Raw genomic sequence first — 15118 nt, 5'->3', positions numbered from 1 at the left:
GCGCGGGATGGTGGGATGGCGGCGCGGCGGGAGCCGGCGGACGACAGCCGCGCGGGCGCGAAGTGCGGCGTGGATGGCCACGCGGACCGGCACCGGCGGGAGGGCGAGGCCGACGCCTTCGCGGACCGGCGGCTCGAGCAGCGTCGCGACGAACGGTCGGACCAGGGGCACCAGCGGCCGCGGCAACTGTGACTCGACCAGCGCGATCGGCGCCTCGCTGATGCGTTCCCCGAGCGGAGTCGAGGAAATCGCGCTCTACCTGCCGGCAGGTGGCGATCAGGAGGTCGGGAATCTGCCCGGGCTCGTGCCCTGGCCGCGCCTTCGCGATCTGAAGGATCCCACCGGTGGACGGGAGTTCCCAACGAGGCGATCAGCGGTTCGACAAACCCGCTCAACGCCCCTCCCGTCGACGATCTTCAGTGGCGAAAGCACATCACGGTTGTCGCGCGCATGCCGGATTCTTGGAGAACCTCAGGTGTCGCAACGCGGCCAGGTGAGGCGCCTGGTCGATCAGGACGGTTCGAGTGGATTGGGGTGGACGCGACGAACGTCGCCACCCCGCCGATGAGTTCCACCCGGTGGTTGGCAAAAGCCGCGCCGAGTGCTCGGTCCAGCGCTTCCGCGTGGTCGTCGACGTTGTGAAATACACCTTTCCGGTTGTAGAAGGCGAGCAATGTCCGTGCCGGCCTGGACAGCTTTGCCGCGGTGGCCAGGATGGTCGAGCCGAACAGCACCGCCTGGGGTGACATGGCCGGCCGGATCGACGTCAGCAGCTGGCCTGTCTTAATTTCAAGGTCACCAGGCATGCAGTGCAGCAGGTAGTTCACACCGACCGAGTCGAACGGTGCACCGGGTAGCTCACCTACCGGTTCGAGTGCGTTGTGGACCGCGGTTCGCGGGGCGAACCGCCTGATCCTGGTCGAGGCCGTACGCAGGGCATTCTCGTTAAGGTCCACCAGCGTCACAGCCGGGTTCGGGGTGGGCCACCGCGCCTTGTCGAGGTAGTACCCGGTGCCGACCCCGATGTCGAGGTGCCGGGCGCTGGCGTGGCCGTCGTACAGCCGGCGCAGCCGCTCGGTCGGGCACCGCCACACGAAGCGATTGGAGATTCCGAGTACGCCGATGTCGTAGGCGGCCAGTACCCACCGGTTGTAGGCGGCCTGACCGGCGAGCACGTCGACGGAAAGGTCTTCGGCTCCGGATCCGTGACTGGAAGTAGTTGATGTCATGCGGAAAGTCTTGTCTATTTGGTCGCGCTGCGCGAGCAGTGTCGGATCGTCAGCAAAGGATGGGTCGTATCCAGGACTGGCCGCGGGGTCAGAACGGCGCCGCGGCGGGCGCGACCGTGGTGAGGATGGTGGTCAGGGCGGCGGCGGTTGCTGGGTCGGCGGGCAGGTAGGCGACGAGGCGGTGGTCGTCGGTGCCGGGCAGGAGCAGGATCTCGAAGGCCAGCCGAAGGTCGCCGGAGGTCGGGTGGCCCACCGCTCGACGCCGGTCCAGGCCGGCAGGGCGGCGGCGGTCGCGAAGCGGCGGCCGAACTCGCCGAACACGTAGCGCGCGAGGTTGGCGGGGACGTCGCCGACGAGGCCGACCGGAGCGGCGAGGCGGGTGAACCCGGTGGTGTGGGCGAGCACGTCGCCGTGCGCGGTGACGAACCGCCCCGGGTTACCTGGAGGCTGGTTGGTTTGAGGGAAGTGCGTTGCGTCGGGTCAGATGAGGAGATCGTGTACTCGGACCGGGGTGAGGCCGGCTGTGCGTAGGTTCGCGACGATTCTGGGAAACGCGCTGACGGTGCCCGGGTACCCGAAGTGCAGGCTCACGATCGAGCCCGGCCTGGTGTCGGCGCGGATGCGGGCGACGACGGCGTCGGCTCCCGGGGAGGTGTAGTCGAGCGGGTCGACGTCGAAGTCGACGACCGTGCGGTAACCGGCGGCACCGGCCTCGGCGAGGATCAGCGGGGTGGCGGTGCTCGTGCCGGAAGGCCGAAAGTAGCGGCCCTGGGTCGGGGCGAGCCGGGCGAGGACGTCCCGGCAGCCGGCGATCTCGGCGGCCACCTGATCGGCGGGCAGCGCGGTCAGCGTCGGGTGGGTGTGGGTGTGGTTCGCCAGTTCGTTACCGGCCGCCAGGATCGTCGGGACGAGATCGCGATGGCCGTCCAGCCACTGGCCGACCGCGAACACCGTGATCGGCACGGAGAGCTGGGCGGCGTCGGCGAGGAGCCGGTGGGCCAGTGCGAGATCCTGGCCGGCCTCGTGCGGACCGAGATGGAAGGTGAGCGCGATCCGGGACCGGTCTCGCGGGCCGTGGGTGACCGCAGCCGCGGGCCCTCCCGGCGCCAGTCCCGGGCCGGTCGGGTCCGACGCCGCGGAGGGTGCCGCCGTGCCGGTCCCCGCGGGGCCGAGGGCTGCGGCGGAAGGCTGCGGGGCGGACGACGGTGGGGCTGACGCCGCCGGTTGCGGCCCTCCGCCGGCACAGGCCGCGAGGCCGCCGCCGCCGGCGGCGGCGGCCGCCGCGGCGCCGGTCGCGGTCAGGAAGCGGCGGCGGGAAAGGTCGCGATCGAATGTCTCGGTCATAACGGAGGCTACTCGACGTGGCTGACGGTCATCGGGTGCGACGGTAGCCGGGAAAATCCCGTCCGGTTCCTGGCCACAGTCGGTGTTTCCTTCCGCAGGTCCCTGAGGCGTCGAGTGACGCCGCTGCCTTGACCAGCGACGGCGACGGAAGGCGGCCAGGCGCAGGCCATCGACCGCAGGCCATCGGCCGCCGGCCGCCGGCCGGCAATTATGTTCCGCGGCGTCCGGTTCCTCTCGCTGAGTCCGTTCCCAGTATTCCGGGGCGGGATGTGAGAGCGATGAGACAGACGAGGAATCGGTGCACACTCACCTCGACGGCCCGGCCGACATGGGAGTGCCTGAGCCCAGCGCATCCGGCGTGGCTAGTCTGATTCCGTGCCGCTCCGAGCCTCCTCCCGTCGTCGGCGAGCGACGAACAGATTCCGCGGTTCGGATCCGAGAGTGCTTGTGGTGGCGGTGACGCTGGTCGTCGCCGTGCTCGCTCTTGGTCTCTACCTGGCCACCGACACCGGGCGTGGCTCGGATGCGCAGGCCACCGCCCCCAGAGCCACCGTCAGTGCCTCGCACCCGGGGATGTCGCACCTGGCGACGGGTGGTCCGGTGAGCCCCTCCGGCGCCGCCGGTGGCGGTGGCGTCCCGGCTGTCGACGTCTACTCCCAGGCTCGCGCGGGGATGCTGAGCCCGGCCGTGCGCGACGACCCGCTGCTGGTCTACGTGCCGAACCTGCGCGACGGCACAGTCACCGTGATCGACCAGCGCACCCTGCGGGTGACGGAGAGCTACCACACCGGCCGTGGGCCGCAGCACGTCGTCCCCTCCTGGGATCTGCGGACCCTGTGGGTGAACAACAACCAGGGCAACAGCCTGTCGCCGATCGACCCGCGTTCCGGGCGGCTGGCCGGGCCCGCGGTACCGGTCACCGACCCGTACAACCTGTACTTCACGCCCGACGGGGCCAATGCGATGGTCATCGCGGAGGCGAACCACGAGATCGACTTCCGTGATCCGCACACGTTCGCGCTGCGGCACAGCCTCGACGTGGGCAGCGCCTGCGCGGGCGTGAACCACGTCGACTTCTCCGTCGACGGCTCCTACGCGATCGCCACCTGTGAGTTCGCCGGCCGGCTCGTCAAGGTCGACATCGCCCACCAGAGGGTCCTCGGCTACCTCGACCTCGGCCGGGAGTCGGCACCGCAGGATATCAAGATCGACCCGGCCGGCCGGGTCTGGTACGTCGCCGACATGAACTCCGACGGGGTCCACCTCATCGACGGGGACAACTTCACCAAGGTCGGTTTCGTGCACACCGGGCCGGAGACCCACGGGCTCTACCCGAGCCGCGACGGCCGGTTCCTCTACGTCGCCAACCGCGGCGGGCAGATGGAGTCGATGAAACCGCCGTTCCCGCACGCCGGAACGCAGGGCTCGGTCTCGGTCATCTCCTTCGCCACCCGCGCGGTGGTGGCCACCTGGCCGATCCCCGGCGGGGGAACCCCGGACATGGGCAACGTCAACGCCGAAGGCACCCGTCTGTGGCTCGCCGGCCGGCGCAGCGACGTCGTCTACGTGTTCGACACCGGCGGCGGGAACGGCGCGGATCCGACCACCGGCAGGCTCCTCACCGAGATCCCCGTTGGGCACGAACCGCACGGCCTCACGGTCTGGCCGCAACCCGGGCGTTATTCCCTGGGCCACACCGGAATCATGCGCTGATCCTGCGCCCACCGGGCAGCTTGTCCCAGCGCTCTCGTGTCACGCTCGCCGCCCGCGACCAGGCCGGCCCGCCGGCTCCCGCTGTGTCAGTCTTGGGTGAGAAACCCGCTGGGTATGGATAACTACCAGCTGTCTGCCCCGTCATCGGGCTCGCGACGACGGTCTGCCGAGGCGAAAAGCGCTGCGACACAGGGGTTTGTGTACCCAACCAGCACTAAGGCGAACTGCAGGTCATTCCTGAAGGGGCGGGGTCGGTCAAGCGGTCACGGTGTGGGGGTTGGGCCTGTTTCCGGGGTGGTGGGGGTCATGACCTGCACGGCCACGCGTCTGATCGTGTGAACCCTGCTCACGCCGCTGTGCGTAGCGCGCGGACCTGCCCGTCGCGTAGCGCGTAGAAGACGAACGTGAGCAGCTTGCGGGCCGCGGCGACCTTGCCGATGTTGGTGCCGCGGCGGGCCCCGACGCGGGTCTTGGTCGGGGGCGAGGATTGGGGTGGTGGCGGGCAGGATCTGGACGGCTTCGATCGCGGCCCAGCGGACCAGGGTGAAGCCCTGTTTGGTGATGTGCCCGCGGTGCACCGTGGTGTCGGATTCGCGGTGGCGTGGGGTGAGACCAGCCCAGCTGGCCAGATGGCCGGGCGTGGGGAAACGGGTGATGTCCCCGATCTCGGCGACCAGCACCGCGGCCAGGGTCTTCCCGATCCCGGGGAGGGCGAGCAGCGCCTGATAGCCCGGATCCCGCGCAAGCCGGCCAGTGAGCTGGGACGCGGCCGCGTCGATCTCGAAGTCGAGTAGGTCGATGATCCGGCGCAGGCTCGTGATGCGGGCGTGAAACGGGCTGGGGAGCTGGACCTGGCCGAGGAGCTCGGTGCCAGCCTGGCCGAACAGGTCGGTCATGGGCACCGCGACCCCGTTCTTGGCGAGCACCGCGTGGATCTGGGCCTTGCACGCTGACCGGATCGCGACGAGCGCCGCGCGGTGCCGGACGGTCTCGCGGAGTTCCCGCACCGGCGGTGGCGCGACCCACGCTTCGGGTAGGCGTCCCATGCGGAGCAGGTCCGAGGCGGGTTGAGAGGTCGGCGAGAATCTGCCGGTCGGCGCCGGCTCCCGACTCGCCTCGGCTCGCACCAAATCTGTCTGCCTCGTCCGAGCCTGCTCTGTGGACCGTCGGGGCGGGTCAGCCCGCCCATGCCTTCAACCGGGCCGGTTCGCGGTGGGCGCCGTCGCGGGGCCATAGCTGGACGCGCCATTCGTCACCCGGCATCGTCGAACCCGGCCAGCCACGATGCACGAACCCGCGGCCGGTGATCAGCGCCGTGTATCGGCCTGCGGGGACCTCGAGCCGCAGGTTCTGAATGGTTGTCGTCGACTCGTACAGGAGCCCGAACTCGTCGACGTCGATCGACGCACTGAACGCCTCCTGCCAGGCATCGAGGTCGCTCGCTGGCTGCGCGGACCACCGTTCCACCCGTAGCGCCACCGCGAAGTTGCACTGGTGCGGGGAGAGTACGACCAGCAGCGGCCCGCCCTGCGCGACTCCGTCCGTGTTGATTGCATCGTGGATGATCTGAACGGGGTCGATCTCGTCCCAGACATCGGTGTACAGGTAGAACTGCCCGTGGTCGTAGACCGCCCTCGTTTCCTGGACGTGCTCGCGCACCGGCTTGTCGGCCTTCGTCATTCCGGTGCTTCCCACGCTTTCTGCCGGGTCCGTAGTCCTGACCGGGCCAGATCCCACGACCGCGCGCGGGAAACCGGCTTCGGCCGCTGCCTTTCGTGGCGGCGCGCAGCCGAGAAGGGTGACCAGCGCCATCGCGATGGTGGTGATGTAAGCCGCGTTGGCCGCCAGGATACCGAGCCGGCCGATCGGCGCTTTGTGGCCTGTCCTGGGGGCCGAGGTAGGCCGGTGCCGGTCGCCGCCATGGGAAGCAGCGGCCGGCGGCGGCATGTCAGGCTGGCTCGAGCATCTCGAGGTTGCGGGACCACGCAGGCGGCTCCGGCACACCGCCCTTCGAGGTGACCATAAGGTAGGCGTCACCCTAGGGCTGGAAGATGAGTGGGTTGGTCGGGTCAGCCCCGACTTGCTGCGGGTGGAGCTGTTGCCGGCCAGCCTCCGGCGTAGTGGGCGGTGCGGGCTGAGGCGCTGCGGCAGGTGTTCCGCGCTCGGCGCCGCCAGGTGCGGGAGGAGACATCGTGGTTCTTTCTGGTGTCGGGTCTGGGCCGGTAGCCTGATCAAGCAATGATCAGGCTACCGGCCCAACAAGACTCGAACTCAAAACCGCAGGTCGATGGGCTGTAGCCCTCGGCCTCGTCGCCTGTAGACCACCGCGTTTGGCAGTCAACCGCCAGGTCATGGCGCATGTCAATCTTCGTCGACATCGATGAGTGCACCCAACCAGCATTAATGCGAACCTGAACCTGCAGGTCAACGGCCCGGCCGTGTCCGTCGAACCCGCTCACACGAAGATCCGTAGGGCCGGCTACGCCGGCAACACGAACACCAGGAAGACTGGCCGGCGGCAGGCTACGGCAGCAGAGTGAAAGCGGGGACGTGGCTTGGACGGACCATGCTGAAGTGCCGGCGGTCCTCACACCTGCTCACCCAGCGCGGAGAACCGTCTCGCCACCGTTGGGTGCATTTCGGCCAGCCTGGTCACGTCGGTCCGTGTGTCGAGGGCCTACCGGTTCGGTCGAACCGGATCCGCAGGACACCGCCGAGGTTGGTCAGGTACATGGCACGGTCGGGATCGTCGACGGGAGTGGCTTCGACCGCCGTCCGACCAGTCCTGACCGCCTCCTCGATGTCGTCGTAGGAACCACTTCCCTCGAAGCGGAGCTACAGGGCAGCGCCCAGGGCGTTCAGCCACTCGGCGTGGTCGGGATGGTGCGCGGGGCTGGCCGCCAGCGCCCGCCGCAGAACCTCGGCCACGCTGTCCAGCCCGGAGTGGTCACCGGTACGGAGCGCCTCCACAGCTGCCTGACGACTCGCGAGGCCCGCGGGCCGATGATCCGCGGCGGCCCTGACCGACACGGTCTGCGGTCCGGTCGCGCGGGAACCGGCGCGACCGGTCCCAGCCCTGAGCGCCTCGCCGTTTCCGCATTCCACGTCGCCTCGCTCCGTCCGCCGACAGTCAGGAACGGAGGTGGGACAGCGCGGCGGCGTAGGCCTGTGGATCGGACAGAGCGGGCAGGCTCACGCCCAGGGCGTAGAGCGCTGTTCGCACGGCAACGTCCGGATCCGGGTACAGCGCGCCGCGCAGGGCCCGGGCCAGCCAGCCGAACAGGTTGCTGCGAAGGCGTTCGGCCTCCGTCATCCACGGGGCCGTCGGATCGTTGAGTGACCCACTCGCCGTTGACGCACGCCGCAGCCAGGCGCGCACCTCCAGGCCGAGCGGGGACGACGCTGTGATCCGGCGGAAACGGCCGGCCTCCGCGTCGGCGAGTGCCCTGCGCAGGCCGGGTGTACCGGCGACGCCGAGATGATCGACGATGCGCCGGACCTCGGCGACCGCCGTGGCGCGTTTCGCGGCCGGCGAGGCGGCGGAGACGGCGTCGATCAGAAGAGCGACCTGCTGCGGATCACGCACCGCCACGCTCATCGACAGGCCGCCGTCTTCCGGTGCGGCGCCGCTGAACCACGGCTCGAACTGAGCCGTCAGCATCCGGCCGGACAGCGCGCTCGGTGTCGGCAGGACACCCGTGACGAGACCGGCGAGCACAACGGCGCGGGTGGCATCGCGTGCAGCGCCGCCGCTATCCGGGCTCTGGTCGACGGGGGCACGTCTGACCTGTTCGAGGTGGGCGTCGAGCCGACCGGTTCCGGTTCCCGTCACTTCGTCGATCCGGCCGGGATCGAAGGCCGTCAGTACCGTCCCGTCGACGGCGTAGGCGAAGCGCGGGTGGGCGTAGTCGTGGCGGAGCACGGCCACCGCTTCGGTGCCCTGGGAGACGGCGGTCAGGAGCGTTCCGACCCCGGCGAACCCGTTAGGTTCGAGGACCACGGTCCATCCGCCCAGCTCGACGGCACCGGCGATCTGCGGGTAGCCGGAGAGGTAGGAGTTCTGCCGCTCGAAGGTCTCCTCGGGGCCCAGCTCGGTGACGGTGTCCGGGTAGCCGCCCATCCGGCGGAGTGCCTCAGCGGCATCGACGCCACGGACGAAGGTGAGGCAGAAGATCTCGCCGAGCGTCTCGCAGAGCCAGCTGGCCTCCGTCAGCTTTGCGATCATTCCCGGACTGTACAGATCTTGAGCGGCCGGCCATCACCGCGGTGAGACAGGCCCACCGCTTTCCAGCATCGCGAGCAGGACTGTCAGCCGGGTGGCGCGGCTCGCCGGATTCGATGCCGTCAGCAGGCGGTGCAGGACGGAGTAACGATCGGCGCCGTTCAGCGCGGCGAACGCCGAGCCGGCCGTTGGCGACGCCGCCAGCGCGGCCGCCAGATCGTCGGGAATCTGGGCCTTCGCCGCTCCCGGGTAGGCCCGGTCCCAGCGTCCGTCCGCCTTCGCGCGCTCGATCTCGGCCTGCCCCCGGGGCCGCATCCGGCCCTCCTCGATCAGCCGCGCCACCAGGACGGTGTTGCGCTCCGACCACAGTGAGGCCCTACGGCGCGGGGTGAAGCGCTGCTGGAAGGTGGCGGCGTCCAGGCTCTTTTTCTGCCCGTCGATCCAGCCGCTGCACAGCGCCTCCTCGAGCGCGAGGTCGTAGCGCAACGACGTCGGCGACGTGGTGCCCTTCTTGGCCAGGACCAGCCAGACGCCGCCGGAGACGTCCTCGTTCACGTCGAGCCAGGCCCGCCACGCGACGCCGTCGGCGACGATCAGCAGCTCCGGCGCGGCAGTGGTCCGCGCACTGGTCCCGGCCGCCTCGTCACCCACACCCATGGTGGCGAGCGTACAAAGCCCGGATGTCGGCCGAACCGGGTGCCGTTTCAGGACAGGGGGTGGCCGCGGGCGGCGAGCTGTTCGCGGACGACGACCCGGGTGTAGGAGACCGCTTAATAAGTCCGACACGACGTTGAGGGCCTGCGTGCCCGCGCCGACACCCCGTCTGACCGGCCCTGGCGGCCCTTGGCCACCGGACACTGACCCGCTAGTGGGCGGCTGGTGCGGTGGGAGACGGCGTTGCTGTATGCCTCGGTGGATCGGGCGCAGCACCCCTACCGGCCCCGTCCGGGGGCGAAAGCACTGCGGCACAGGGGTTTGTGACCTAACCAGCATTAATGCGAACCTGAACCTGCAGGTCAACGGCCCGACCGTGTCCATCGAACCCATCCACGCGAAGATTCGTCGAGCCGGCTACGCCGGCAACACGAACGTCAGGAAGATCGGATAGGAGCCGGTCGCCGCGATCACGGTACGGATCCCGCAGTGGTATCAACGGTGATACCATTGGGTGGTGGCGATGACACTGCGCTTGACGGATGACGAGGCGGAGGCTCTGCGCCTGCGCGCGGAGCTGGAACAGCGGTCAATGCAGGAGATCGCCCGGCAGGCGATCCGGGAGTACGTCGAGGCGCACAGCCGGGCGGAGCTGCTGGATCAGGTGTTGGACGAGGAGCTTCCGCGGTACGCCGAGGCGCTCCGCCGGCTCGGCGAATGATCTACCTGACGCTTCGTGAACTGCTGTACATCGCCGAGCGGGCCATCGGCTCCGAGCCCGTGGTCAGGGACCATGGCCTGCTCGAATCCGCTCTCGCGCGCCCGCGGGCGACGGTGTTCGGCCATGACGCCTATCCCACACTCGACGGCAAGGCCGCCGCGCTCCTGCATTCGCTGGCTCGTAACCACGCCCTCGTCGACGGGAACAAGCGGCTCGCGCTCGCCGGTCTGATCGCCTTCTACGGTGTCAACGGCCGCCGCCTGACGCTGACCAACGACGAGGCCTACGACCTCGTGATGGGCATCGCCTCCGGTGCCCTCGACTCCGTCGAGGACATCGCCAAGATCCTTGAAGGGGTGACCCGGAGCCGTCGGTGAGGACCCATGGCCGTCGTGTGCGAGGTATGTCCGCACCGGGTTCCTCGGTCCGCTCCGACGGCCAATGGCGGCTGTGGCCAGTGGCGTACGGTGCGGCCATCTTCCGCTGTCAGGATCGTGCGCGAACTCGTCCTCGCAGCTCACGGCCTTGATCGCGAGCTTGGGTGCACCCAACCAGCACTAATGCGAACCTGAACCTGCAGGTCAACGGCCCGACCGTGTCCATCGAACCCGCCCACGCGAAGATCCGCCGGGTCGGCTACACCGGCAACACGAACACCAGGAAAACTGGCTGGCGGCAGGCCACGGCAGAAGAGTGAAAGCGGGGACGTGGCTTGGACGGACCACGCTGAAGTGTCGGCGGTCCAACGTGGCGATATGCGCCGCCTGGAACTTCTCTGTGACCGCGACGACGAAGGCGTCGGCAACGGTTTCTCGGCTTGCGCTCGGGCTCGTTCGAGCACGTTCCTACCGCAACATGACCAGGCTGGCGGAGCGGATTGTCCTGGTGATGAACGACCAGGAACTGGACACCCTGCTGCACGACCATTGCCTCACCGAAGTGCAGACTCTCACCTCGGATGCGGAGGCGAACCTGTTCCGGTTCGCCGAACTGTGGCTCACTCGCCACCGTCCAGGCAGCCCGCTGGGATGAGGTGAAGACCGCCTACCATCGGAGCCGCGAACACGAAATCCGCTGGCTCGCGAGCGGCGGCTCTGGACACAGCCAGCTCAGGCCCGGTGATTGGTGAGAGACTGGAGCAGTGGGCTCTTCCGGGGGCGAGAGGTATGAGTGGGACTTTTTTGTCTCCTACGCCCGGTCGGACGAGGCCTGGGCGGAGTGGGTCGCCTGGCAGCTGGACTCGGCCGGTCATCGGGTGCTGTTGCAGGCCTGGCACATGGTCGGGGGGACAAGCTGGTCGGAGGGGATGACGGCCGGGATGCGCCGCTCGGCCCGGACGGTGGCGGTGCTCTCTCCGGCCTATGTGGCCTCGGATGCATGTTCCGAGGAGTGGCAGGCGGCTTGGCGCTCCGACCTCCTCGGCCGCGGCCGCCGGCTGCTGCCTGTCCGGGTGGCGACCTTCTTCCCGCCGGCGCCCTTCGACGGGATCGTGTGGACAGACCTGGTCGGCGTCGCGGAGGCGGAGGCAGCGGCCCGGCTCCTCGGGATGGTCGAGACGGCGACGTCCGGGAGCTACCGGCCGGCGCAGCGGCCGCTGTTTCCAGGCCCGGGCGCTGCGAAGCCTCGATTCCCGGGGGGCGAAGGCACAGGCAGCGGCAACGCGGTCAGTCCGGCCGATCTGTCGGTGCTTGGGGCCGACGATGCCCCCCGCGCACAGTTACAGGAAGCTCTGGCCCGCTATGAACAAACTCTCGACCGTGAACACCCTGGCACCCTGACGACCGTCGATGTCCTCCGCCAGGCCCTCGACGGGCTGGGAGATCTGGCGACCACGCGGACAGCACTGGCGAAGATGCTGCCCGACCTGCAGCGCACGCTTGGCCAGGACCACCCCGACACGTTGAACGCGGCCCACATCCTCGGCTGGGCTCTGGGTGATCTCGAGGAGCACGACGCCGCGCGGCGCATTCTGGAGGACACCCTCGGCCGCCGGCGACGAGTTCTTGGCCTCGATCATCCCGGTACCCTGGCCACCGCACACAGTCTCGGCTGGGTGCTGGGCGATCTCGGCGACTTTTCCGCGGCGCGGACCGTGCTGGAGGACGGGTTCGATCGTCGGCGGCGAGTCCTTGGCCAGGACCATCCGGACACCCTGCACACCGCCCACGGACTCGGGTGGATGCTGGCGACACTCCGTGAGTACCCGGCGGCGCGGGCGATCCTCAACGACACCCTCGGCCGCCGGCGACGAGTCCTCGGCCACGACCATCCAGACACCTTGAAGTCCGCCAGCAACCTCGGGTGGACGCTGGTCGAGCTCGGCGACTACGAGACAGCGCGCGTGGTCCTCCACGACACGCTCGGCCGCCGGCGACGACTCCTCGACCAGCACGACGTCCTTGTCCTGGAGACAGCCGAGGATCTGGCACGAGTGCTCGGCAAGCTTGGCGACGAGGCGGCTGCGAGCGCGCTTCTACGGGAACTCGCTGAAACCCGCACCGAGAAACTGGCCCGCCAGCGTCCAACCCTGGGCGACGACCACGCCGACACTCTGTCAACTGCCTATGCCCTGGGCTGGACGCACCACAAACTTGGCGATCACGTGGCGGCACGGGTCATTCTGGAGGACACGCTGGACCGCCAGCGCCGAACCCTGGGCGAGGATCATGCGGATACTCTGAACACGACCCACCTCGTCGGTGTCACTCGCGGTGAGCTCGGGGACCACGCGGCGACGCGGGAGATCCTGTGGGACACCCTGGTTCGTCAACAGCGCACGCTCGGCCACGACGACGTCGGTGCCCTGAACACCGCCCATGCTCTGGGATGGGCGCACCAGAAGGCCGGCGACAAGACCGCCGCGCAGGTCGTGCTGCGAGACACCTTGCCCCGTCTGCGTCGAACGCTCGGTCACGAGCATGCTGACACCCTGAGCGTGGCCGACCTGCTCGGACACGTCCTCTGCGAGCTCGGCGATTATCCGGCCGCGCAGGTTCTCCTGCGGGACACGCTGACGCGCCGGCAGCAGGCCTTCGGACCTGACCATGCGGACACCCTGGCCACCGCCGACCTGTTCGTCGTCGCGCTGCAGGGGACCGGTGACCAGGCCACGGCGCGAGAGGTGCTGCAGGACACGCTCACCCGGCGCCGGCAGGCGTCAGGTCATGACCACGCCGACACCCTGGCCACAGCCCATTCCCTCGGCTGGGCCCACATCGACCTCGGTGATCACGTGGGCGCGCGGGCTCTGCTGGGGGATACCCTCACGCGGCGACGGCGAGTCCTCGGCGAAGATCACCCCGCCACGCTCGACACGGCCTACGCACTCGGTGCGACGCTGAGCGCTCTCGGGGATCATGCCGCCGGGCGGATGGTGCTGGACGACGCACTGACCCGAATGCGACGCGTCCTTGGCGAAGATCACCCCGACACCCTGCACACGGCGTACGTCCTCGGGTGCGCCCTGTGCTGTCTCGCCGAACATGCCGCCGCTCGAACCGTTCTGGATGACACGCTGGCCCGCAGGCGACGGATCCTCGGCCCCGACCACATCGATACGCTGACGACGGCAGAGGCGCTCGCGCGGGCGCTCGACGATCTCGGTCGCCATGAGGCCGGACGGGCAGTCCTCCTCAGCAACGTCAGTCAGCTCCAGGAGGTCGTCAGGCTCAGTCAGTGGACCCTCGGTCATGACCATGTCGACACGCTCAAGGCCGCGGATCTCCTGTGCCGGACCCTGGTAGGCCTCGGCGATCTGGTGGCCGCGCAGGACGTCCTGCAGGAGACCGTCGACCGCCAGCGGCGGACCCTCGGCGACGACCATGCCGACACACTGACGATCGCCCAGGCGCTCGGCTGGATCCTGCGCGAGCTCGGTGACCGCAGGGCCGCGGTGTTGGTCCTCCAGGACACCCTCGACCGTCGACGGCGGGCCCTGGGCAAGGACCGGCCTGAGACCCTGCACACCGCGCACTGCCTCGGTCGGGTCCTCGACGAGAACGGCGACCATCTAACCGCCCAGGCGCTCCTGCAGGACACCTACACCCGCAGGGCGCGAGTCCTCGGCGCCAAGCACCCCGCAACGGTGGAGACGGCCCAGCTGCTCACACCACCCTCGCGCGACAAGCAGACACCGGCAGAGCCGGAACTCGAATGTCGCCAAAAGTGAGCGGCACGGGACGCCCGGTCAGTCAGGGGCCCCGTCCATCGAGGCAGGAGCTCAGCAGGATGGCGTCCTGGGCGGTCAGCGTGCTCGCCGCGAGGTCTGGCAGCGATCCCGCCGCCGGTAGACCGAGGTCGGCGAACGGATCGCCGGGCTTCAGGTCGCGGTCTTGGCATGGACGTCCTGATCAAGCATGGTCAGGGTGCTGACCCAACAAGACTCGAACCCAAAGCCGCAGGTCGATGCGCTGCAGCCCTCGGCCTCGTCTGGCCCAACCGCCGCGCTGGATAGTCAAGCCGCAGGTCATGGCATGTGTCGATCTTCGTCGACATCGCTGAGTGCGCCCGGCAGGGATCGAACCTGCGACCCAGTGCTTAGAAGCAATTGGGGCTGGTGCGGAATGCTGAACTGCCTGTTCACAGGTGGTGCGCGAGCGCCGAGGGCATAGTTATCAGCTGTCTAACCGTGAAGGTTCGAGGGCTATGCGCCGGGGATTTTTGCTGGCAGCCAAACCTCCGTCGAGGTGCGCTGTGCCGGGCCGGCGATGGCGCGCTGTAAAGCCGATCTGGCGTTCTGTAGCGAGGTAGTGGGTTGAGAGGGTCGTGGAGCAGGTGGCACTGGGTGGCATGTTGCTGTGTCGCGTCGAACCTGGCCGACGGCGTTGCCTTCTGGTCGACAATGTAAAAAACATCTTCCCCGAAATCGGGTCATCGCTTCTCCGGCGAAGGATTTTGTGGACGGGTGTGGCGGCCACGCTGTACGACCTAGGTGCGTTGCTTTCCTTCTCGAGGGGCAAGGGATTATCTTCGGGGTGGCTGCTGCCGCCGACAGGTAACACGGGTGCTGAACTTTATATTGGGTTCCTCGGCCAATCTCCAGAGAGCGCACCTAGGCCAGTTGTGTCGTGATCGACGGTCACGTTCTGGGCGGAGCCCAGACGAGGATGGTTTGATCCTCACCGGCGCTGGCGAGGAGGGTGCGTCCGTCGGGCAGGGGCAGAACGGCTAGCGCGTTCACCCAGTCGGTGTGGCCGGTGAGGGTGTGGAGGGGTTGTCCGGTGGTGGGGTCCCACA

14 protein-coding genes and 5 pseudogenes are annotated in these 15118 nt (G+C 68.9%); 8 read left to right on the top strand and 11 right to left on the bottom strand.

Translation table 11 applies throughout. The annotated features are described in order from the left end of the window. Positions 1-15: 15 nt before the first annotated feature. Positions 16-192 carry a hypothetical protein gene (locus B056_RS43130; RefSeq protein ID WP_018504964.1) on the top strand — a complete coding sequence of 59 codons (177 nt, stop codon included), beginning with the start codon at positions 16-18 and terminating at the stop codon, positions 190-192. A 224-nt stretch (positions 193-416) separates the two neighbouring features. Here B056_RS43130 and B056_RS38160 read toward each other — a convergent pair whose 3' ends face one another. The 3 genes from B056_RS38160 to B056_RS0126960 all read right to left on the bottom strand — a co-directional run bounded on the left by B056_RS38160 (position 417) and on the right by B056_RS0126960 (position 2573). Continuing rightward, the gene (locus B056_RS38160) at positions 417-1175 is read right to left on the bottom strand and encodes a class I SAM-dependent methyltransferase (RefSeq protein WP_018504963.1); all 759 of its coding nucleotides are present in this window, start codon (positions 1173-1175) and stop codon (positions 417-419) included. A gap of 142 nt (positions 1176-1317) precedes the next feature. Further along, the gene (locus B056_RS43125; RefSeq protein ID WP_018504962.1) at positions 1318-1482 is read right to left on the bottom strand and encodes an MmyB family transcriptional regulator; all 165 of its coding nucleotides are present in this window, start codon (positions 1480-1482) and stop codon (positions 1318-1320) included. A gap of 227 nt (positions 1483-1709) precedes the next feature. Continuing rightward, positions 1710-2573, bottom strand: a complete 864-nt coding sequence (locus B056_RS0126960) for a polysaccharide deacetylase family protein (RefSeq protein ID WP_018504961.1) — start codon at positions 2571-2573, stop codon at positions 1710-1712. Between the two features lie 447 nt (positions 2574-3020). Between B056_RS0126960 and B056_RS0126955 the strand changes: the two genes are divergently transcribed. Next, positions 3021-4286: a YncE family protein gene (locus B056_RS0126955; RefSeq protein ID WP_018504960.1), complete on the top strand. Its 1266-nt coding sequence runs from the start codon at positions 3021-3023 to the stop codon at positions 4284-4286. Positions 4287-4632: 346 nt separating this feature from the next. Here the strand turns inward: B056_RS0126955 and B056_RS38155 are convergent. From B056_RS38155 to B056_RS0126925, 6 genes and pseudogenes are all read right to left on the bottom strand, one after another. Then, a pseudogene (locus B056_RS38155) lies at positions 4633-5347 on the bottom strand (IS110 family RNA-guided transposase); the annotation flags it as partial. A gap of 115 nt (positions 5348-5462) precedes the next feature. After that, entirely contained in the window at positions 5463-6233 is a 771-nt protein-coding gene (locus B056_RS38150; RefSeq protein ID WP_154677260.1) for a hypothetical protein, read from the bottom strand. Position 6234: 1 nt separating this feature from the next. Next, positions 6235-6315 (bottom strand): annotated as a pseudogene (locus B056_RS45835) (hypothetical protein); the annotation flags it as partial. Positions 6316-7121: 806 nt separating this feature from the next. Next, positions 7122-7256: a hypothetical protein gene (locus B056_RS45530; RefSeq protein WP_018504958.1), complete on the bottom strand. Its 135-nt coding sequence runs from the start codon at positions 7254-7256 to the stop codon at positions 7122-7124. 160 nt (positions 7257-7416) lie between these two features. Next, complete coding sequence (locus B056_RS38145) at positions 7417-8511, bottom strand: DUF6461 domain-containing protein (protein WP_018504957.1); 1095 nt, start codon at positions 8509-8511, stop codon at positions 7417-7419. Between the two features lie 33 nt (positions 8512-8544). Then, positions 8545-9165, bottom strand: a complete 621-nt coding sequence (locus tag B056_RS0126925) for a YdeI/OmpD-associated family protein (RefSeq protein WP_018504956.1) — start codon at positions 9163-9165, stop codon at positions 8545-8547. A gap of 520 nt (positions 9166-9685) precedes the next feature. Between B056_RS0126925 and B056_RS0126920 the strand changes: the two genes are divergently transcribed. The 3 genes from B056_RS0126920 to B056_RS43745 all read left to right on the top strand — a co-directional run bounded on the left by B056_RS0126920 (position 9686) and on the right by B056_RS43745 (position 10580). Next, the gene (locus B056_RS0126920; protein ID WP_035739931.1) at positions 9686-9883 is read left to right on the top strand and encodes a ribbon-helix-helix protein, CopG family; all 198 of its coding nucleotides are present in this window, start codon (positions 9686-9688) and stop codon (positions 9881-9883) included. Then, positions 9880-10260: a type II toxin-antitoxin system death-on-curing family toxin gene (locus tag B056_RS0126915; protein ID WP_018504954.1), complete on the top strand. Its 381-nt coding sequence runs from the start codon at positions 9880-9882 to the stop codon at positions 10258-10260. The genes B056_RS0126920 and B056_RS0126915 overlap by 4 nt, the downstream gene beginning before the upstream one ends. Before the next feature lie 164 nt (positions 10261-10424). After that, positions 10425-10580, top strand: coding sequence for a hypothetical protein (locus B056_RS43745; protein WP_018504953.1), 156 nt, complete (start codon positions 10425-10427; stop codon positions 10578-10580). Here B056_RS43745 and B056_RS46230 read toward each other — a convergent pair. Then, a pseudogene (locus B056_RS46230) lies at positions 10567-10686 on the bottom strand (type II toxin-antitoxin system VapC family toxin); the annotation flags it as partial. The gene B056_RS43745 and the pseudogene B056_RS46230 overlap by 14 nt on opposite strands. On the opposite strand from B056_RS46230, the gene B056_RS41095 reads away from it, so the two are divergent. From B056_RS41095 to B056_RS39745, 3 genes and pseudogenes are all read left to right on the top strand, one after another. After that, positions 10661-10915 (top strand): hypothetical protein, encoded by a 255-nt coding sequence (locus B056_RS41095; RefSeq protein WP_195905958.1) that lies wholly within the window; start codon positions 10661-10663, stop codon positions 10913-10915. The pseudogene B056_RS46230 and the gene B056_RS41095 sit on opposite strands and share 26 nt — an antisense overlap. Before the next feature lie 109 nt (positions 10916-11024). After that, positions 11025-11411 (top strand): annotated as a pseudogene (locus B056_RS46225) (toll/interleukin-1 receptor domain-containing protein); the annotation flags it as partial. An 18-nt stretch (positions 11412-11429) separates the two neighbouring features. Continuing rightward, the gene (locus tag B056_RS39745) at positions 11430-14051 is read left to right on the top strand and encodes a tetratricopeptide repeat protein (protein WP_230203211.1); all 2622 of its coding nucleotides are present in this window, start codon (positions 11430-11432) and stop codon (positions 14049-14051) included. 909 nt (positions 14052-14960) lie between these two features. Here B056_RS39745 and B056_RS45525 read toward each other — a convergent pair. Then, positions 14961-15118, bottom strand: a pseudogene (locus B056_RS45525) (hypothetical protein); the annotation flags it as partial.

This window comes from Parafrankia discariae, assembly GCF_000373365.1.
In the GTDB taxonomy this organism is placed as follows: domain Bacteria; phylum Actinomycetota; class Actinomycetes; order Frankiales; family Frankiaceae; genus Parafrankia; species Parafrankia discariae.
This window is presented reverse-complemented; position numbering and strand designations above follow the sequence as displayed.